Raw genomic sequence first — 19902 nt, forward strand, 5'->3', positions numbered from 1 at the left:
CGTCTGATCGCCAAGCGGTGGTCCGCAAACAAGGCTCGAGACTCCCGCCTCGAGACGGAGTGACCCACTTGCACCGTCGTCCACGCGGACGTCGCCGGCCTACCGGCCGTTGATGTGGAGGATGTTTCCGTCGGGGTCCTTGAACCACGCCGCCTTGAAGCCTTCGGCCACGTGCACATCACCCTCGCGCCGCAGCCCCGGCAGGTCGTCGTATCGCTCGAATACGACCCCGCGGTCACGGAGCGTCTGCACGATGCTGTCGAAGGCGTCGCCGACCGACCACGCCAATGCGTTGGCTTGGTTCGTTCCGGCGTAATCGGATTCGTAGAGCGCGATCGGGGTTGCACCGCTCTCGAATGCGACGATGCCATCGCCTGAGTCATCGCGCACCGCGAACCCCAGCACGTCCGAGTAGAAGGCGCGAGCCCCGTCCAGATCGTGCGTCGCCAGCATCGCCGTCGCATCGATACGTTCGAACATGTCGCTCCCTTCTGCCCATGGCTTGCCCTCAATGGCAGGTATTCGGTCTCACGTTGGCGCCTCTCAGGGTTGCCAAAGCTCAGGATCAGCCGGCCGGAAGTCCCTTGCCTCCCCGGATACGGATCTCAACACCCGACGTCATCACTCAGGACGACGTCACCGACCCGCTGCCCGGCGACCTCCTCGTTCCGCAGCCCGGAGAACTGCGACATCATATCCGGGGAGTGGGAGGTGTCGTCGATCTCGAGAAGCAGCATGGCTGTGCGGTCCGGCAGGGGGAACACCATCGGACTCACGCCGAGAAGATCAACCCTCGCACGCGTGAGGCGTACGACGCTCTATCCGGGTTCAATACGACTCTTGCTTCGACACCGCCGTTCGAAGGCGTTGGGTCGGATGGCTGCCCGGAATGCTTGGACGTACCAAGTCCTGGCCCAGCTTCGCGGCGGCTTCCTCGGCGTCATTGCGGGTGGGGGGTAGCAGCGGCTGATCGTGAAGGCGAAGGAGCCATGGCCGGGCCCTCTTGTGAACCATCTCGGGGGAGATGCCCACGGACCCATCCGGTGATCGCGGTGTGGCGGGTGGAGTAGAAGGCCCAACCACTGAACACCGGGATTCTCGGCGAGAAAACTGTCGCGCAGCCGCTCGAAGCAGTCGATGATGCGCTGGGAATGGATGGGCCCGGTGGGGGAGAAGACGTCGCCGTCGAGACCCACGACGCGCAGAGACGGCGGGCCGATGAGTGGCGGGGCTCATGCGTCGGACCAGCAGCGTTACTGCCCGCACTGTTCGTGCGGGGCTGGTCGAATGAGCAGCCGATCGATAGACGTCTCTTCCAACATCCAGCCCAGACGTCTTCCTCGTCGACGATCGCCGGCACGGCGAAGACGTCCGCTTGCCAGGTGTCGTCCCAGGCCGTCAGCCCTGCAGCCGCCACCGGGCCGCCCTCGTCGAACCAGACCGGGAGCGCCAGCTCGTGGTCGCCCGCGGGCGGCGCCACCACCACGGGTGTCCAGACAGCCGCGCAGCGGGTGGTGCATAGCGCAAGTGCCACACTGAGTCGTAACCTCGCGTTGTCAGCCCCGCCAAAAGGCAGGCTTGAAATCGGGAAGCACTGCCTCACCTGACGTAGGGAAGTAGGCCCTTCAGCCGATTCAAGCCCATTCATACGCTTGTCGGATGGAACTCCCGTTTCCGCCTCTCTCCGCGATCCACGCCGCGCGATTGCTCTTGATCGTCTGGGCGGTTGCCGCAATCGCCTACACAGCCCTCCGCGCCTCGGGCCGCTGAAGCCATCGCGAAGTCGATCTCGGCGTCCTGCCAGCGCTGCGCCATGCTGGATGAGCCGAACTACATCACCGGGGCCGGCGCGGACGAGTCCACGATCGTGGGCTTGGGAGCTGTGTCCGAGGTGTTCCTCATCATCGCCAACGTCGGCACCGCCGTGGTGCTGTTCCCGATCATGAAGCGCTTCAGCGAAACAGGTGCGGTCGCCTACGTCTCCGCTCGTCTCGTCGAGGCCATGTTCATCGCCATCGGCATCATCAGCATCCTCGCGATCTTGTTCCTTCGGGAGGACTCCCCGAGGATCGGGGACGCCGCTCTCGGCCAGGTGCTCCTCTCGATCCACGATCGGTCGTTCCTGGTCGGGCCGGGGTTCTTCGCCGGCCTCGCGAACGGCCTAATCCTAGGCTACCTGATGTACCGGACCGGATTGGTGCCGCGAGGCATGGCGATGCTGGGCTCATCGGAGGGCCGCTGGTCATGCTCTCGGGGATCGCCATCATGCTCGGCCTCTTCGAGCGGGGCGATGCGCTCCAGGGGATCGCGACCATCCCCGAGTTCCTCTGGGAGCTGTCGCTCGGCATCTACTGCGTCGTCAAGGGGTTCAGACCGTCCCCAATCATCACCGGCGATGCCCGTGTGTCTGATGCCGTCGCCGGCTGACATCTGGACGGGCTCGACGAGCGGGTGGCCGAGGACCTGACCCGCGCGGTCACGTGCCGCGTCGAGGACCGGGGTCGAGACGCGCAGCGACCCCCGGGCTACGGGGAACCGAAAGCGCGGGGGCCTCTACGTTCCGACGGGTGTCCTAGGTCGCGGACCCCGGCTTCTGCAGATTGTAAGGTCCGACCGATTCGGAGCTGCGTCGGTCCCTGCAGGATAGACCTGACCTCTGCGTCGTGTAACCCCTCCGCATGTCGCGTCCGGATGTCGGGATAGCCTGGCCCGTGCCGGCGATCCTGGTGCACCACCCGAGTGACCGAGTCTCCCGAGTCGTCGTCCGATCACTTCGAGTCAGATGGGGCCAGTGTGAACCCGCTGCAGCCGCACTCGGAGTAGAGACACCTGCGAGCCTCGAAGTCGCCGTGAACGAACTCCGTGTGATCACACACCGTGCAGAGGACTCGACGCGGGTCGGCGGGGGGGAGGAGCACGGTCTGTTCAGAAGGGCGCGTCTGCATAGACCCCGACCGTAGGGCATCTGGGGGACCAGAAACATCGGCCGAACGTCTAAGCTTGCCGCGGTTGGTCTACGGGCTCCCGCCGACTCGAACCGCTGTTGCCCACCTCGTGATACGCGGGGAGGCGAGGAGGACTCCATCGGCGGGGCACGGCGAGATCGGCACCTGCGACTCTCGATCCGATGTTCAAGGGGGCGGTGCCGACGCCGGAACAGTCACCCCCGGCATGTCCGCAGCGACATCGCATCGCAGTGCGTCCTCGGGCTCGGGAACGAGCACGACCCGCTTCGAGCCCCTGTACTCGAGCCGGAACACGTGACGCTCGTCCGGACCGATGAGCCACAGGAACTGAGGGTGCATCTTGACCAGCCCCCTGTACTTGTTGTGGTGGTTGCCGCTCCGGCGCCTCAGCGTGACGCTGCACTTCTCCTTGTCGTGCGCACCGAGCCCGCTACATTCAGGGATGTCCTCCACGAGCTCGTCCACCTCCGACTGCTTCCACTTCGTCTCACCGGCGATCACGAGCTGATCCTTCGTCATCGGGTCATCCTGCGGACCGTACGCCGAGATTCCGAAGTACTCGGGCCGGGTCCGGAAGCCGAGCCGCTCTTCGGGCCAGCCGAGATCGAGGGCAAGCAGACCGGCCGCGGCGACGTCGAGCGGCCCCTCGTTGAGGAACGGGAGGCGCCCTTTCGAGGTCGGCCTGTCGAAGAGGGCACAGCGGCCTTTCGGCCAGTCCTTCGGGAGACCGAACGAGGTCGGTCTACGCTCGACGGGTCCTTCCTCCACGGCCCGAAGGAAACCCGCCGCGGTCACAGCGCTCGTCTTGATCTCGTCCGGGTTGAAGCTCAACGGGAGGCCGGGCACCACACGGCCGATGTACCTCCGATCGAGATTCGCGATGTAGGTGGGCAGGTAGACGTTCCTCACCCTCTCCACGAACTCTGCGAGCGGATCGGCGTGGTCCACCACGTTCTCCTCCTCGGGTTGCCTTGGCCGGCCGGTAGACCCAGGTGGGTCACTCAGGCCGAAAGGTGTCTCGCCTCTGTGCGTCGAGGACCTGACCACGCTGCCCGGATCGTGATGATTGGACGGGGCGACCCTCCGACGCCGGGGGGAGGAGATCTCGCAGGCCCGAAGAACTGCGTGGCTCCGGAGGGCCGTCCCGCCGTCCGCACGTCGTGAACAGACCGAGCGACCGCAGGGCGGTGAGGCAGTCCGGAAGACCCCGCAGCCTCTCGGCGCCGCCGTTCGGAGAGCATTCCCCCCGGACGCTCTCCCAGACGACTCCCAGAGCCTGCCACGAGCGCACGCGCTGCGCAGTGGCCCGGACGACCGATTGTGCAGCCCCAATTCGACCGACGGCGTCGGCGCACCCGCGCCTGCCCTCGCACTCGATCGGACGCGGCCAGCTTCGTGACGCGGGACAGATGAGAGTGTTCGAGCATGCGACAGGCCCGCGGGGCGGTCCGAGAACAGGGCGGCCGAGCCCGTGACCTCAACCTCCACGTCTCGGGACGACGTACCGAGGATCCCGTGGAGGCCGTCGACCGTATCGTCGCGGTGTCGAAGTCGCCCTTCTCGTTGGCGGCCCACAGGGAGGCGCGTGCCGAACGCGTGTGCGACGTCTCGGTGCCGAGAACCGTCCCGCCGAAGAGCCACGCCCTCGGGCGTGAGGACGTCCTCGAAGGGTCACATCGCGACGCGTGTTTCAGGATCGGGGTCTCGTGCCTCCGCCCCGGTGCGGCCCGAGACGGGTACCCTGAGGTTGACCACGAATCGATCAGGGGATCGCACGGATCGATCCGCTCGCCCGACATCCGCCACGAGACGAGCCATGTCCACCCAAGACCTCGCCATCCTCGCCGACGCGTTGACGTTCGCGCTGCTCATTGGGGCCGGCGGACTGATCGCGTGGGTTGTGATCAGGCGCGTGTTGCGCGGCCCCGGCGTCGGTCAGGGCCTGAAGGTCGGCCTGTCCACCGCCGCCCTCGTGGTGGTCGGTCTCGCAGCGGTCGCCCAGTGGCCCACCGCTCCCGATGTCGTCGATCCGGGCGCCGAGGGGGAGGGCGACCTGGTCGATCAGCCGACGACTGCCCCGAGATCAGCGCAGCTGATGGCGCCACAGGCCCCCACGATGTCATCCTCAGAGGGCCGCCGCGCCGACGGCGTCGAAGGATCCAGCGGCACCGGCACCCCTTCCAACGCGTCGAGCCCGGGCGGCTCGTCAGTCGATCCGGGCACGGATCCGAGCGCCGAGCCGGATCCAGGAGACGATCCCAGCCCCGGGCCCGATCCTTCGCCGACGCCCGACCCCTCTCCTTCGCCGGAGCCCTCGCCCGAGCCATCCCCATCGCCGTCACCGTCGCCGTCGGCTTCTCCGAGCGATCCACCCGGCGGTGGCCCACCCGGGGATCCACCCGGCGGTGGCCCACCACCCGGCGGCCCGCCGGGTCAAACCTGATCGCCCTCGACGACCTGGATCGTCTAGTGCTCGTCCCAGTGTCCGTGGTGGAACCAGTGGCGATGCCCGTCGTGCACGTAGTCGACGTGGTCGTCGTGGGGAACGGCCTCGTGACCGCAGCCCTCGCCGTGCTCGTGGTCGTGGTCGGGGTGGTGGTCGTGTTCGGCCTCCTCGACCTCTCGGTGCTCGAAGGCCTCGGGGTCCTGCCACATGCTGGGCGGGATGGTCGTCATCGGTGCCTCCTCATCGCTCGGGAGCCGTTCCTACCATGGATCCCCTCGGTCCGTCGCATGGACATGGTCACGGCGACCAAACGACGTAGACGCCTTCACCGATGGCCGTGGGTCGCCCGCCGACCTCTTGCACGACGATCCGTCCCGTGCCGTCCTCACCCTCCGCCGGGTAGGCGAACGCCGAACCGTCCGGCGCCCACGGCGTGGCGCTGTGGGCGTACTGTGTGAAGAACGGCGCGTAGTCGCGCAGCACCTCGATCGTGGGTGAGTGCCGCCCCCTGGCGTCGACCACGCGGCCGTCCTCCCAGACCTGCCAGAGGAACGGGATCGCTCCGGACGACTCGGGCTCGGGCGCCAGCGCGAGCAGTCGCTCCCCGTCGGGGCTCCACCAGAACGTCATCGCACGGATCGAGGTGGCCATCCGGGTCCGGCCGGTGCGCACGTCGACGACACGCACGCCGTCGCCCGGTTGGGTCGCGCGTCGATCGAAGAAGTCGCCGTCCCCCTCGCCGAGGAGCTGGTAGGCGACCGCGCCGCCGTCGGGTCGCAGCACGAACGAGAGGGCTCCCTCCCCTTCGAACAGGACGCGGGGCGGCCCGTCATCCACGACCGCGACCAGCCGCTGTGACCCGCCTCCGACACGTTCGGCATACACGAGCGTCTTGCCGTCGACGCTCCAGGCAGGTGCGGCGAACAGACCGGGTCGGTCGGTGACGCTGGTGGCACGCCCTGCGAGGTCGATCTCCTCGAGCCGGTCGAACCCGGCGTGGGCGAGGACCCCCCGCCCGTCGGGGGCCCAGACGAAGTAGAAGAACGGCTCACCCCCGGCGATGGCCCGGGCCTTCGCACGGTCGCTGGTCAGGTCGAGCACCCCCATCTCCACCGGCGCGGCGGGGTCGCCCCCCGCACCGAGGAACGCCACCCGTTCCCCGGTCGGATCCCACGCGAGGTAGTAGGGAAGGAAGGGCGTAGGGGTCACCGTCGGATCCTCGCCGCGGGGGCCGGCCACGACGATCGCCCCCGAGACCCCGTCCCCGCTGGTTTCCTGCACGACCCACGCCAGCCGGTCGCCGTCGGGCGACCAGGTCGGCTGGAGGGACGGTCCGGCACCGGTCGAGACATCGACGCGATCGGACCCGTCCGCACGCATCGTGGCCAGCGAGCCGTCGGCGCCGACGACCGCGAGGCGGCCGGGAGCGCTGACGAGCGCTGCGGTGGGTGAGGGGTCATCGTCGGGCGAGATCGATGCGGGGGGCTGACTGGTTGGTGGTTCCGCCCCGCCCCGCTCCCCGAACGTGATCGAGCAGCCTCCGGCGACGATGGCGAGGCATGGCGCGAGGAGCATCCACCGCGAGGGGAGAGTGGCCATCGACCGACGCTATCGTAGGGAGCGGGAACGTGCAGCGGAAGGGTTCCGTTCGATCGCACGTCTTGTGTACGGTTGGAACGGCTCTCTTTCGAAGGATCGGTGTCAGTGCCGCTCTCGGGCAGACCCTCGATGCCATGGTGACCGCACCCACGGTCCGCGCCAGCCTGCAGCCCTACGTCCCGCGGCTCACGCTGCAGTGGCTCGACGCCGAACCGGATCAGCTCCACCGCGAGGTGCAGGCGTCGATGGTCTTCGTCGACATCTCCGGATTCACCAAGCTCTCGGAGAAGCTCGCGAAGCTCGGCAAGCTCGGCGCGGAAGAGATCGCCGCATCGATCGATGCGTGCTTCGCCCAGCTGCTCGAGGTCGCCTACCGCGACGATGGGAGCCTGCTGAAGTTCGGCGGTGACGCCCTGCTCCTGTTGTTCACGGGGGACGAACCCGCCGAACACGCCGAGCGGGCATGCAGGGCGGCTGCCGGCATGCGTCAGCGGCTGCGCGAGATCGGCCGGCTCGATACCGCGGGTGGACGGGTGACCCTTCGGATGTCGGTCGGGGTGCACACCGGGGCCTATCAGATGTTCCTGGTGGGGGGGTCGCATCGGGAACTGATCATCACCGGGCCCGCGGTGTCCGACCTCACGGACATGGAAGGGGCAGCCGACGCCGGTGAGATCCTGGTGAGCAGGGCCACGGCGGCGCTGCTCCCGGTGTCGTGGACGGGGGCCGCCAAAGGGCCTGGCGTCCTGTTGCGCGCAGCCAAGGGCGATCCGCTCGATCGTGTCTCGTTGATGCCGTCCCCTCCCGAGGAGCGGCTCGAGGCCTGTATCCCGCTCGCGACACGCGAGTACCTCTCGTACGGTCGACCAGAGCCTGAGCACCGGCAGGTGTCGACCGCGTTCATCCACTTCGACGGCACCGACGAGATGCTCGAGCGGCTGGGACCTGCACGGTTCGCGAAGAAGCTCGACCGCCTCGTCCGAGGCGTGCAGCTGGCCGCGGACGAGCTGAAGGTGTGCTTCCTGTCCTCCGACGTCGATCACGACGGAGGGAAGATCATCCTCACTGCCGGCGCGCCGCGGGTCACCGGCGACGACGAGGAACGACTGCTGATGGCCGCGCATCGGATCGTCGCCGGAGAGAGGACGATCCCGGTTCGGATCGGCTTGAACAAGGGACATGTGTTCGCCGGAGACGTCGGTCCGACCTACCGGCGGACGTACACAGTGATGGGCGATGCCGTGAACCTCGCCGCCCGGGTCATGGCCCGCGCGGAGCCGGGCCAGCTTCTCGCCACGAAGGATGTGCTGGAGCGGTCCGAGACCCTCTTCGACCTCACCCCCCTCGAGCCGTTCTCCGTCAAGGGCAAGGCGGCACCCGTCGAAGCGTGGTCGGTCGGGGCGCCGGTCGGATCGAGGAGCCGGCCGGGCGAGCGACCCGATGAGGCGCTCGACTCCGCGCCACTCATCGGGCGACGGGAGGAGATGGCGGCCCTCCGCGCCGCTCTCCGGTCCGCGACGGATGGCCGAGGGCGGCTGGTCTCGCTCGTCGGTGACGTCGGGGCGGGCAAGTCGCGACTGGTCGACGAGCTTCGGGCCGAGTCAACCGAGATGCGCGTGCTGCGAGCCACGGGCGAGTCCTACACCTCGTCGACCCCTTACATCGCGTGGCGCGAGCTGCTTCGAGAGATGCTGGACATCGGTTGGGAGGATCCCGCGGACGTGGTCCTCGACCGCCTCACATCGGCGATCACCGAGAGCGATCCCAGCCTCCTGCCGTGGCTCCCGTTGATCGCGCTGACGCTCGACGTGAACGCCCCTCCGACGCCGGAGGTCGAGATGCTCGCCGAGGAGTTCCGGCGGGCGAAACTCCACGAGGCGATGCTGCGGTTCCTCGACGTCCAACTCGCCGAACCGACCCTCATCGAGATCGAGGACGTCCAGTACATGGACGAGGCGTCGGCGGCGTTGCTCACGCATGTGGTCGAGGCGGTCGGCGAACGTCCGTGGCTCATCGTCGTGACACGCCGCGAGGAAGGCGGCGGGTTCCGTTCGTCGCAGAGCCCCGAGGTGCTCCCGATCGAGGTCGGGCCGCTCGGCCCTGCAGACGCGATCGCGCTCGCCGAGGCGTCCACCGAGCACGATCCGATGCCACCGCACGTGATCAAGACGCTGGCGGAGCGTTCCGGCGGGAACCCGCAGTTCCTGCGAGACCTCATCAGGGCCGTCGCGGAGACCGGGAGCATCGACGAGCTCCCCGACAGCCTGGAGTCGGCCGCGATGGCCCGCATCGACCGGCTCGACGTAGGCGATCGAGCGGTGCTCCGTCGGGCAGCCGTGCTGGGTCTCAGCTTCCACCCGAGGATGCTCGGGTGGCTCACGCTCGACGGTGAGCCCGCCCCGGAGGTCGAGTCACTGGAGCGGCTCGGGGGCTACTTCGAGGAAGACGGCGCCGGCTACCTGCGGTTCCGCCATGCGCTCGTCCGCGAAGCCGCCTACCAGGGCCTGCCCTTCAGGACCCGTCGCCGACTCCACGAGGCGGCCGGTCGCGCCCTGGAGAGCGAGACCGAGGAACCCGAAGAGCTCTCCGGACTCCTTTCCAGGCACTTCTCCCTCGCCGGCGACGACGTCCGTGCGTGGCGGTTCAGCCGCCTGGCTGCAGAGCGGGCCCGCAATGCGTGGGCGTACGAGGAAGCCGCGGGACTCTATCGCCGGGCGTTGGACGCCGCCGCCGGTGCGGCGGTCGACGCGATGGAGCTCGCCGACGTCTGGGAGGCGTTCGGCCTGGCCGAGGAGCAGGTCGGCGAGCCGCACGCCGCGATGCAGTCGTACACGGCGGCCCGACGGCTGGTGAGAGGAGACCGGATCCGAGAGGCGGAGCTGCTGTACCGCCACTCCGGGGTCGATGGCCGTTCAGGACGGATCGTGCCGGCGGTGCGGTGGGCGCGCCGAGGTCTCCGCACGATCGAGGGCATCATCGAACCGCGGGCTGTGGCCTGTCGCGCCCGTCTCTACACGATGCTCGCCGGTATCCGCGTTCGACAGGGGCAATACGCAGAAGCCATCGAGCTGGCACGGCACTCGATCAGAGCCGCGGAGATATCCGGTGAACAAGCCTCGCTCGCGAACAGCTGTCTCGTGATCGGATGGGCGCTCACGTCGCAGGGTGACTCCGGTGACGAGCCGTACCTGCGTCGCGCGCTCGGCATCTATGAGGGCCTCGGTGATCTGGAGGGTCAGTCGCGGGCGCTCAACAACCTCGGAACGAGCGCGTACTGGCAGGGACGGTGGGAAGACGCGGTCGAGCTCTGGACGAGGGCCGTCGAGACGAGCGAGCGCGCCGGGGACGCGCTCGGCCCTGCCTTCGGTGACTGCAACATCGCCGAGGTGCTCTCCGACCAGGGCCGGTTCGACGAAGCGGAAGCACGTCTGCGGCGCGCCTTGCGGGTGTGGCGCGGCACCAACGACGAGCAGGGCATCGCGTACGCATCCGCACAGCTCGGACGGACCTGTATCCGCAGCGGACGGCTCGGCGAGGGCCTCGAGCTCCTGCACGACGCGCTCGCTCGGTACCGCACGCTCCACGTCGAGGGTGACGCACTCGACGCCGAGGTCTGGATCGCCGAGGGCGAAGTTGCACAGGGTGACCCGTCGGGTCAGCGCACGATCGCGCGGCTCGCGGCACAGGTCGAGGAGGGATCACCCGCCCAGCGCTCCCTCGAGCGCCTCGTCGCCTACGCGTTCGCACAACATGGCGACGTCGACGCTGCCCGGGATCAGCTCACCGAGGCCGCGCAGCACGCCCGAGAGGCGGAGAGCCCCTACGATCTGGCGCTCACGCTCGACGCGCTCGTGAAGCTCGAAGTGACCGACGAAATCGCTCTGAAGGCCATGTCGAACGAGCGTGAGTCGATCCTCGGCTCGCTCGGCGTCGTGCGCCTCCCGGAGCCGCCCCTGCGGAGCCGCTCCGGGTGACGCCGAACGCGTGACGCGCTCGCTGAGACGCTACCGGTTCCTCGGGTCGAGGTTGTACGGACCCGGAACGCTGGCCTTGACGATCGCGTCGCCGTTCACCTTGTTCTGCTGGAAGATGCACGGGAAGACTGAGGCGTCCACCTTGTTGCAGGTGGGGAGCAGTCCGGGCCCGAACCAACCGGGTTCGCCCGCCGTCGCTGGGGATTCCGTGATGCCGTCCTCGAGCATGAAGGGCAGTTTCGCCTGGAAGCAGACCTCGAGCTTGGAGGCACCGTTGTTCGCCAACTCGTTGAAGAGCTTCTTCTTCACGGTCGTCTCGATCGTCCCGGTGCGCTCATCGTTGCTGTATTCGTACTCGGAGTAGAAGTCGGTGAACTCGATGTAGGTCGTGCCGTCGAGGTAGGAGCAGTCGAGCGTTCCGGGGCCGGCGCCCTCGGTGGCCGTCCAGCCCGGGTCGGTGATGAACCTGTTCGTCAGGACGCCGGTGTCGGTGTCGCCCCCGGGGTTGAACTCGTTCATGGTGATCGTCTTCGAGCTGAGGCCGCCGTTGCCGGTGAACGAGGTCGAGCAGTCCACGTCCTCAGGACAGAACTGCTGCACGATCATGAAGTCCGCCGACGAGACGTCCGCGGCTCCGGAGGTGCTGGCGACGAGCGTGTAGGTCTCGGTGGAGGCTTTGTCAACGGAGAGGTCGTCGAACGTGGCGACGCCGGCGTTCGCCGACTTGGTCTTCGTACCCGAGAGGGTCGCCGTGGGGTCCCCGCCGCTGAGCGCGACGCTGATGGTGCCGGTGAAGGAGGCGATCGGGAGCGAGGTGGCCGGGTCGACGAGAGCCACCTGGGGGCTCGTTGCGTCTGGTGGCGTCAGCTGCGCACCGAAATCCTGGGTGCCTGTGATGCGCCGACCCTCCTCGGCGTCCTGTGGCTGGGTCACGAACCGGAGCTCACACGAGTCGGCCGGGAACGTGGTCGTCAGGCTGGTGAGCGGCGAACCCGTCGTCGTATTGAGCTTGAAGTCGTTGCCGGGCGAGCCGGAGAAGTTGTTGGACTGCTTCGCACGGATACCCCACGTCTTCATTCCACCGCTGCACCCGGCGGAAGCGGTGAACAGCGGAGCCGCCGGCGTCTTGCTCGTGCCTGGGGCGATCGCGAGGTTGCGCAGTTGGATCGTGCCGGCGTAAGTCACCCCGCCGTAAGTCACCGCGCCACTCACGTACTTCGCGTTCGTGGCGACGTTCGTGATCGTGACTCCGGCCGGAACGTACAGATCGGCCGAGCCGAGTTGCTGCGTCCCGGCGTCGTTGTAGAGCGTCAGGGTGAGCCCAGCGGTCGATGAGGCGGGGTTGGCCGGCAGGAGGGTTGCCCGGTAGGGCTTCACTTCGGTGGCCGCCATCGCGCCAGGGACGAGCGCGACGAGGGACGCGAGGAACGCCAACGCTGTCACGAGGATCGTGGCATTGGTGGATCTCCGAGCGGGGGGTCGCATCTGTGCGGTTCCTTCCATTCCGATGGCATGAGCGGTCGCCCAGCAACCCGCGAAGCATACGACGTAGGTGGTTCGGTTGGGAAGCCCTCCGCCGTTCGGCCGACACGCGCCGGTCGTAGGCTCTGGTCCGTGCGCGTGATCACCTGGAACGTGAACTCGATCCGGCAACGCCTGCCTCGGTTGCTAGCCCTGTTGTCTCGACAAGCACCCGATGTGGTGTGTTTGCAGGAAACGAAGGTCACGGATGCCGACTTCCCGATCGAGCCGCTCCTCGAGCAGGGGTACGGCGCCCTCAGCCACGGGCAGGGCGGGCGCAACGGGGTCGCGATCGTCTCGCGCCTGCCGATGGAGGAGGTCGGCAGGGGTCTGCCCGGCTCGCCCGTGCCCGACGACGCTCGGGTGCTGGCGGCGAGGGTGGACGACGTGACCGTGGCGAGCATCTACGCGGTGAACGGCAAGGAGGTCGGCGACCCGGCCTACGAGACAAAACTCGACTGGTACGACGCGTTGGTCGCCTGGCTGCGTGCGACGATCGATCCCGCCGTGCCGGCCCTGCTGGCCGGCGACTTCAACGTCACTCCCGACGATCGTGACGTCTACGACCCCGAGCTCTGGCGCGGGCGGAACCTCGCGAGCGAGCCGGAACGCGAGCGGCTGCGAGCGGTCATGGGTGCGGGGCTGGTCGACCTCGGCCGTCATGCCGCGGGCGACATCGAAGGCCCGTTCACCTTCTGGGACTACCGCATGGGCGCGTTCCACCGAGGGTGGGGGCTGCGCATCGACCTCGCACTCGGCACTGCCCCAGTGGCCGACCGGCTGGTCTCGGTCGAGGTCGATCGCGAGGAACGCAAGCCGACGGCGGGCGAGGGCAAACCGAGCGACCACGCTCCCGTGATCGTCACGTTGCGCGACTGAGGGCTCGACCGCGCTTCGAACGGGCCTCGGTATCCTCCGTTGCGTGGAACTGCCGGAGATGCTCGTCGAGCCGAAATGGTTGCGCGCGCGACTATCTGCCGATGGGCTCGATGGCACGGTGATCGCCGACGTGCGCTGGGTTCCGGGGGGGCACGCTCGCGAGCGATACGCGCTCGGGCATATCCCCGGGGCGGTCTGCGTGGACGTCGACACCGATCTCGCTGCCGCTCCGTTCGAAGGCCCGGGACGGCACCCGCTCCCGTCGCCGGATGCGTTCGCGTCCTCGATGTCGCGCCTCGGGATCGGTGACGACAGCGCCGTGATCGCCTACGACGACGTCGGGGGCTGGGTTGCGGCGAGGCTGTGGTGGATGCTGCGCGTGCTGGGTCGCCGTGCGGCGCTGCTCGACCTCCCGTCGCTCGATACCTGGATCGACGGGGGAGGGTCGCTCGAGACCGGCTCGTGGGGGGTCCCCACGCAGGCGTCGTTCACGCCGTCGCCATGGCCCGCCGACCGCGTCGTCGACGCCGACGCGGTGGGTCGAACGCTGAGGGAAGGCTCGGCCGTCGTGCTCGACGTCCGCTCGGGAGAGCGCTATCGGGGCGAGGACGAACCGATCGACCCGGTGCCTGGGCACATCCCCGGGTCGGTGAGCGCCGAGTGGGCCGGCAACCGCGACGAACAGGGTCGGTTCCTCGATCCGGGGGCGCTGCGCCGCCGATACGAGGGCCTCGGGGTTCGCGACGACGGCAGCGCGATCGCGTCGTGCGGCTCCGGCGTGACGGCGGCGTTCGGGCTGTTCGCGATGGAGCGCGCCGGACTCGGCCTCGGGCGGTTGTACGAAGGCTCGTGGTCGGACTGGGTGTCGGATGCCGCACGCCCCGTCGCGACCGGACCGGAGCCCGGCGAACCCCGCTGAGTGAGCGGGTGCTCAGACCGTGAAGCGTTTGTTCGGCTGCTCGACCAGCGGCCGCGTGAGCGGGGAGAATCGCACATCCTGCTCCCAGTCGCGGCGACGTCGGTAGGCGGAGGGACTCACGCCCGTGTGCTGATGGAACGTCGTCGTGAAGTGGGACAGGCTGTTGAAGCCCACCCGGTGACAGATCTGGGTGACGGTGAGCTCGGTCTCGCGAAGGAGCTGCTGCGCGCGGTCGATGCGGAGCCCGATCAGGTACCGGTACGGCGGGACCCCCACGAACGCCGTGAACTGGCGCGTGAAGTAATAGGGACTCAGCGCCGCTTCGTGCGCGATCGCCCGCAGGTCGACGTCCCGGTCGAGGTTGGCGGCGAGGAAGACCTGAACCTCGCGGATCCTGCGCTGCAGGTGCGGGCTGGGCAGTTCGTGATCGGTCACGCTCAACTCCGGGAACCCCCTTGCTCCCTGCATGATGGTACGCCGGTGCGGCGCGTTCCGGCTTCAGGAATCCTGCCGTTCCTAAACCATGCCCTCGGGCTTGACCTGCCGGTCGTACTCCTCCTCGGAGAGGTGCCCGAGGGCGATCGCCGCTTCCTTCAGGGTGAGGCCCTCGTGGTGGGCCTTCTTCGCGATCGCCGCGGCATTGTCGTAGCCGATGCTGGGCGCGAGCGCGGTCACGAGCATCAGCGACCGGTCGACGAGCTCCTGGATGCGCTCACGGTCCGCCTCGAGGCCCTCGATGCAGAACTCCCGGAACGTCCGGCTCACGTCGGCGAGCAACGCCGTCGAATGCAGGAAGTTGCGGATCATCACGGGCTTGAAGACATTGAGCTCGAAGTTGCCCATCGATCCCGCGACCTTGATCGCGGTGTCGTTGCCGATCACCTGACACGCGACCATGGTGACCGCCTCGGATTGCGTGGGGTTCACCTTGCCGGGCATGATCGAGGACCCCGGCTCGTTCTCGGGGAGCACGAGCTCGCCCAGCCCGCTGCGGGGGCCGGATCCGAGCCAGCGGATGTCGTTGGCGATCTTCATGAGGCTGGCGGCGAGCGTGGCCTCGGCCCCGCTCGCGAACACGATCGCGTCGTGGGCCGCGAGCGCGGCGAACTTGTTCGGCGCGGTCACGAACGGCAAGCCGGTGAGCTCGGCGATCTTCGCCGCGACCGCCTCGGCGAACCCCGGAGGCGAGTTCAGTCCGGTGCCGACCGCGGTCCCTCCAGCGGCGAGCTCGTAGAGCCCGGGCAGCGCGAACTGGAGTCGTTCGAGGTCGGCGTCGAGCTGAGCGGCGTACCCGCCGAACTCCTGCCCGAGCGTGAGGGGCACGGCGTCCTGCAGGTGGGTGCGGCCGATCTTCACGATGTCGGCGAACTCTTCAGCACGCGCGGCGATCGCGTCGCGGAGCGCGCGCACCGAAGGGAGCAGCCTCTCCACGATCGCCTGGGCCGCCGCGATGTGCATCGCGGTCGGGAACGTGTCGTTCGAGCTCTGGGACATGTTCACGTGGTCGTTCGGATGCACCGGCGACTTCGAGCCGAGGTCGCCGCCGGCGATCTCGATCGCGCGGTTCGAGATGACCTCGTTGACGTTCATGTTCGTCTGGGTGCCCGAGCCCGTCTGCCACACGTAGAGCGGGAAGTGCTCGTCGTGGCGCCCCTCGATCACCTCGTCGGCCGCTTGCACGATCAGGGCGGCGATCGCGGGGTCGAGGGCCCCGGACGCCTCGTTCACCAGCGCAGCCGCCTTCTTCAAGATCGCCTGGGCGCGGATCACCTCGAGTGGCATGCGATCGGCCTCGGCGTGCCCGATCGAGAAATGATGCAGCGATCGTTGGGTCTGCGCGCCCCAGTAGCGGTCGGTGCCGACGTCGATCTCGCCGAGGGAGTCGGACTCGGTGCGGTGCTCGGTCATCGTCGTTCGGCCTTCCGGGAGCATGCCGCCATCCTCCCAAAGCACGGCTTCCCTCGCCCGCCTAGGTCGTACGGCCCATGGGACGCGTCGACCGATGCAGGTTGTCCAGAGCCCGACTCACCCGTAGGGTAGGTCCGACAAGGAACCCCAGACATCCCCCCGGACCAGGCAAGGAGTGATCCCCCCGATGCGGTCTTCGTTCGCCCGTCTTCTCACCGTGCTCTGTCTCGCCCTCGGCGGCCTTGCCGTCATGCCGTCACCGGCCACGGCGCTCAGTCAGAACCCCGATCCCTCGACGTGGATGGCCAACGGCAAGATCTTCGCCAGCGTGCGGTACGGCGACGTGATGTTCATCGGGGGAACGTTCAAGAAGCTCCGCGAATCGCTCTCGCCCGGGCCGGCCTCCGGCCCGCAGGTCACCGGCCTGACCGGGCTCGCCGCGATCGACCTCACCACCGGGGAAGGCATCCCGAGCTTCAAGCCGCAGATCACCGTGAGTGGCAACCAGACCCTCGAGGTGCAGTCGCTCGCGATCGTGGGTGACACCTTGTACGTCGGTGGGCAGTTCAGCGAGGTCGACGGTCGGCCCCGGCTGAACATCGCAGCGATCGACATCGACCCCAACACGATGACGGGCACGGTCGACCCGACGTTCGACCCCGTCGTGGGGGCGCCCGACGGCAACCTCGCCAACTTCGAGGTCCTCAAGATCCTGCCCGGCTCGAACGCCCTGTACATCAGCGGAGCCTTCAGCAAGGTCGACGGTAAGGGCCGGAACAAGATGGCCAAGCTGAGCTACGCGGGCGTCGTCGACAACACCTTCAAGCCGGGGTCCACGAACGGGGCGGTCCGGGACCTCGAATGGGCAGCCGACGGGCAGACGCTCTTCGCCAGCGGCAACTTCTACACCCTGAGCGGCGCCGCACGCCTGGCGGTTGGCCGGATCGACCCGACGACCGGCGCGGCGACGAACTGGGCGGTTCCCTCGGGGCAGATCCCGGCGAGTGGCAGTCCTGCGAAGCAGATCTGCTGGGACATCATCGCGACCTCGACGCGGTTGTTCGCCGGGTGCGGTAAGGGTCCGAACTTCATCGCCGCGTTCCGGGTCGACACGGGAGACACCGGCAGCCGCACCTGGATCCTCAGCACGGGTGGCAACGTCGTGAGCCTGCACCTGCTCGCCGGCGGAGACGCGATCGCGTTCGGCGGTCACTTCGGCATCAACAGCACCGGGAGCTACAACGGCCTGATGCCCGTGTGCGGCAACGTTGGCCCCACCCGGTACCTCCGTGCGCTCGGCATCCTGCGCAACATCAACCAGACGACAGCGTCATCGGCGATCAGGAACGGGGACACCAGCACGGCGACTGCCTACCTCGACTGCAGTTTCACCCCGAACTTCGAGGGCCAGGACCCCGACGGCCCGAACTTCACAGGCACGAACCCGTTCGGCGGTGTCTGGGAGATCCAGGTCACGGGACAGCACATCTGGGCGCTGGGTGAGTTCAAGTACGTCAACGCCAACGTCCGTCGCGCGATCGCCCGCTTCCCGCTGTAGGGGAGCGGGCGAGCGTCGTCGTCGGGCTGGGTCTACCCTGTCGATCGCGGGGCCGTAGCTCAGTCGGTCAGAGCAGGGGACTCATAATCCCCTGGGAGCAACGTACGGCGAAGACCGGTCACATCCTCTGAACTGCGAGAACGTCCGGAGCGTCGGCGGTCGCATTCCTGACGTGGGGCGGAAGTTCGTACATGGATTCGTACAACGCTTCCTCGGAGGGCATCCCGAGAGATCGGCCTCAATGACCCGGGGTCCCACCCCGGGGGTAGTCGAAAAAGCGCGGGGTCGCTTCGGGTGCCGGCAGCTGCCGGTGAGGGCGTATCACCGAGGCCACCCGCAGAGGCCTATCGATTCACTCCTACGGACCCTCGGGAATGGCACACGTCAGCAGGGATAGGACTAGGGTAGGAGGGACGACGCGGCTCCTAATCGGTCGGACCGCCGTAGGCGCAACCTTCGAAGGCCCGCAACCTAAGGACACCCGTCGGAGCGTAGAGGCCGCCGAGCCGTCTGCCTCCCGGAGCGGCGAACCGCGATGGGACCCAGACCACCCGGGGGTCGCTGCGCGTCTCGCTCACTCCCGTCGATGACCGCGCCGTGATCGGTGGCGAGCTCCGTGACCACAGCCCCGGGAGGTAGAGGAGCGGCCTCGCCGCAGCTCGCCGAAGAGGCTCTGCCCGCACCATAACCGGCGGGACTGCAGACAATCATCGTTCCCTTCCCTCGACGTTGCCTGAGGACTCGGTGAGCCGGCGTACGGCCACGGAGAGGCGGGAACGAGCGAGGGCCGTCCCGAGTTGCTCTCCCTCGTCGTGGCTGATGATCTCCAGATGGGTCCCGAGATCGATCATCGTTCGGGCTTGGGCGTGGCGTTGGTCCTTGAGGCTGCCACCCTTCTCATGCATCGTCGCTTCCTCGCCCAACCGCTTGAGGAACTCGGCACGCTGCTGCTCTGCGTTCATGCATTGCAACCCTGGACTTCGGTGCCGCCCGTTGTCCACCCATCGCCACCTGCGGGAAGGCGAGACATGCAGGTGGTGGTCGCCATACTCGCAGTACAGCGGCTACCTCAAGTCTGGGTTCCACCGGCCGGTGATACCGTCAGGTCTACGGCACCGACTGCCTCGTCGATCACGCTGGCGCCTTTCGGAAGTCGAGAGCCAGAGAGGGCGAACGAGGGCTCCACCGAGGCAGTCTCCGAGCCCGCCGAGCGCTACCGAGTGTAGGAGCGAGCATGAAGGAGACAACCAACTACCTGGTTCCCGTCGTTGTCGAGCAGACGAGCCGTGGCGAGCGCTCCTTCGATATCTACTCTCGCTTGCTGAGCGAGCGCATCGTTTTCTTGGGCACGCCCCTCGACGACGCGGTCGGCAACCTGATCATGGCCCAGCTCCTGCACCTCGAGAGCGAGAACCCGGACAAGGACATCAACCTCTACATCAACTCGCCGGGCGGCAGCATGACGACGCTGTTTGCGATCTACGACACCATGCAGTACATCAAGCCCGACGTGTCGACCATCGTGATGGGGCAGGCGGCCTCGGCTGCGGCCGTCTTGGCGCTGGCCGGTGCGAAGGGCAAGCGCTACACGCTTCCCCACGCGCGGATCCTCCTGCACCAGCCCTACGGCGGCGCGGAGGGCCAGGCCGTCGACATCGAGATCCAGGCGAAGGAGATCGTTCGCAACCGGGAGCTGATGAACGAGATCATCGCCACGCACACCGGCCAGCCGCTCGAGCGCGTGTCCAAGGACTCCGACCGCGACTTCATCCTCACCGCCGAGCAGGCCGTGGACTACGGAGTGGTGGACGAGATCATCACCAGCCGTGGAATCACACCCGAACTTGCGGCAGTGGCCGCGGCCGACTTCAAGGACTAGTTCTCGTGACCCCCTGCTCTGGCGTGAGGTGTCGGGCTGGCTCGAGCGCGACTGGCCGTTCGAGCGGGTCGCGTGCACTCCGCGAGGCTGACGCGTAAGCGCACACTGGATAGTGATTCAGCGTAGCGACCCGCGATTCTGAGATGCCCCCCTCTCGCAGGTACCGTCATGAGCGGATGGGCCTACGAGAGATTGAGATGGCTGGGCAGCTGCACCTGACGATTCGTCAGTACCGCTCCCTCGAAGCCGGCGA

15 protein-coding genes are annotated in these 19902 nt (G+C 68.0%); 7 read left to right on the top strand and 8 right to left on the bottom strand.

Annotated features, from left to right (window positions below; genetic code table 11):
* Positions 1–99: 99 nt before the first annotated feature.
* The gene (locus VFI59_02700; GenBank protein ID HET6712602.1) at positions 100–480 is read right to left on the bottom strand and encodes a VOC family protein; all 381 of its coding nucleotides are present in this window, start codon (positions 478–480) and stop codon (positions 100–102) included.
* 1764 nt (positions 481–2244) lie between these two features.
* On the opposite strand from VFI59_02700, the gene VFI59_02705 reads away from it, so the two are divergent.
* Positions 2245–2427 carry a hypothetical protein gene (locus tag VFI59_02705; GenBank protein ID HET6712603.1) on the top strand — a complete coding sequence of 61 codons (183 nt, stop codon included), beginning with the start codon at positions 2245–2247 and terminating at the stop codon, positions 2425–2427.
* Positions 2428–3131: 704 nt separating this feature from the next.
* Here VFI59_02705 and VFI59_02710 read toward each other — a convergent pair.
* The gene (locus VFI59_02710) at positions 3132–3914 is read right to left on the bottom strand and encodes a hypothetical protein (protein ID HET6712604.1); all 783 of its coding nucleotides are present in this window, start codon (positions 3912–3914) and stop codon (positions 3132–3134) included.
* A gap of 868 nt (positions 3915–4782) precedes the next feature.
* Here VFI59_02710 and VFI59_02715 point away from each other — a divergent pair.
* Positions 4783–5409 (top strand): hypothetical protein, encoded by a 627-nt coding sequence (locus tag VFI59_02715; GenBank protein ID HET6712605.1) that lies wholly within the window; start codon positions 4783–4785, stop codon positions 5407–5409.
* 23 nt (positions 5410–5432) lie between these two features.
* Here VFI59_02715 and VFI59_02720 read toward each other — a convergent pair whose 3' ends face one another.
* Together VFI59_02720 and VFI59_02725 are read right to left on the bottom strand one after the other, a co-directional pair.
* Positions 5433–5642, bottom strand: coding sequence for a hypothetical protein (locus tag VFI59_02720; protein ID HET6712606.1), 210 nt, complete (start codon positions 5640–5642; stop codon positions 5433–5435).
* Between the two features lie 67 nt (positions 5643–5709).
* The gene (locus VFI59_02725; GenBank protein HET6712607.1) at positions 5710–7011 is read right to left on the bottom strand and encodes a hypothetical protein; all 1302 of its coding nucleotides are present in this window, start codon (positions 7009–7011) and stop codon (positions 5710–5712) included.
* 134 nt (positions 7012–7145) lie between these two features.
* On the opposite strand from VFI59_02725, the gene VFI59_02730 reads away from it, so the two are divergent.
* Positions 7146–10985 (top strand): adenylate/guanylate cyclase domain-containing protein, encoded by a 3840-nt coding sequence (locus VFI59_02730; protein ID HET6712608.1) that lies wholly within the window; start codon positions 7146–7148, stop codon positions 10983–10985.
* A 30-nt stretch (positions 10986–11015) separates the two neighbouring features.
* Here the strand turns inward: VFI59_02730 and VFI59_02735 are convergent, their stop codons facing one another.
* A complete protein-coding gene (locus tag VFI59_02735; GenBank protein ID HET6712609.1) occupies positions 11016–12470 on the bottom strand; it encodes a hypothetical protein in 1455 nt (484 codons plus the stop codon).
* A 129-nt stretch (positions 12471–12599) separates the two neighbouring features.
* Here VFI59_02735 and VFI59_02740 point away from each other — a divergent pair, with 129 nt between their 5' ends.
* Positions 12600–13385, top strand: a complete 786-nt coding sequence (locus VFI59_02740; protein HET6712610.1) for an exodeoxyribonuclease III — start codon at positions 12600–12602, stop codon at positions 13383–13385.
* A 43-nt stretch (positions 13386–13428) separates the two neighbouring features.
* Positions 13429–14304 (top strand): sulfurtransferase, encoded by an 876-nt coding sequence (locus VFI59_02745; protein ID HET6712611.1) that lies wholly within the window; start codon positions 13429–13431, stop codon positions 14302–14304.
* 12 nt (positions 14305–14316) lie between these two features.
* Here the strand turns inward: VFI59_02745 and VFI59_02750 are convergent, their stop codons facing one another.
* Positions 14317–14739, bottom strand: coding sequence for an AraC family transcriptional regulator (locus tag VFI59_02750; protein ID HET6712612.1), 423 nt, complete (start codon positions 14737–14739; stop codon positions 14317–14319).
* Between the two features lie 81 nt (positions 14740–14820).
* Positions 14821–16212 carry a class II fumarate hydratase gene (fumC, locus tag VFI59_02755; protein HET6712613.1) on the bottom strand — a complete coding sequence of 464 codons (1392 nt, stop codon included), beginning with the start codon at positions 16210–16212 and terminating at the stop codon, positions 14821–14823.
* Positions 16213–16399: 187 nt separating this feature from the next.
* Here fumC and VFI59_02760 point away from each other — a divergent pair, with 187 nt between their 5' ends.
* Positions 16400–17770, top strand: a complete 1371-nt coding sequence (locus VFI59_02760) for a hypothetical protein (GenBank protein HET6712614.1) — start codon at positions 16400–16402, stop codon at positions 17768–17770.
* Positions 17771–18477: 707 nt separating this feature from the next.
* On the opposite strand, the gene VFI59_02765 is transcribed toward VFI59_02760, so the two are convergent.
* Complete coding sequence (locus tag VFI59_02765) at positions 18478–18732, bottom strand: hypothetical protein (GenBank protein ID HET6712615.1); 255 nt, start codon at positions 18730–18732, stop codon at positions 18478–18480.
* Between the two features lie 272 nt (positions 18733–19004).
* On the opposite strand from VFI59_02765, the gene VFI59_02770 reads away from it, so the two are divergent.
* On the top strand, positions 19005–19649 hold the full coding sequence (locus VFI59_02770) for an ATP-dependent Clp protease proteolytic subunit (protein HET6712616.1): 645 nt from the start codon (positions 19005–19007) through the stop codon (positions 19647–19649).
* Positions 19650–19902: the final 253 nt, after the last annotated feature.

Source organism: Actinomycetota bacterium (assembly GCA_035697485.1).
GTDB lineage: Bacteria > Actinomycetota > UBA4738 > UBA4738 > HRBIN12 > JAOUEA01.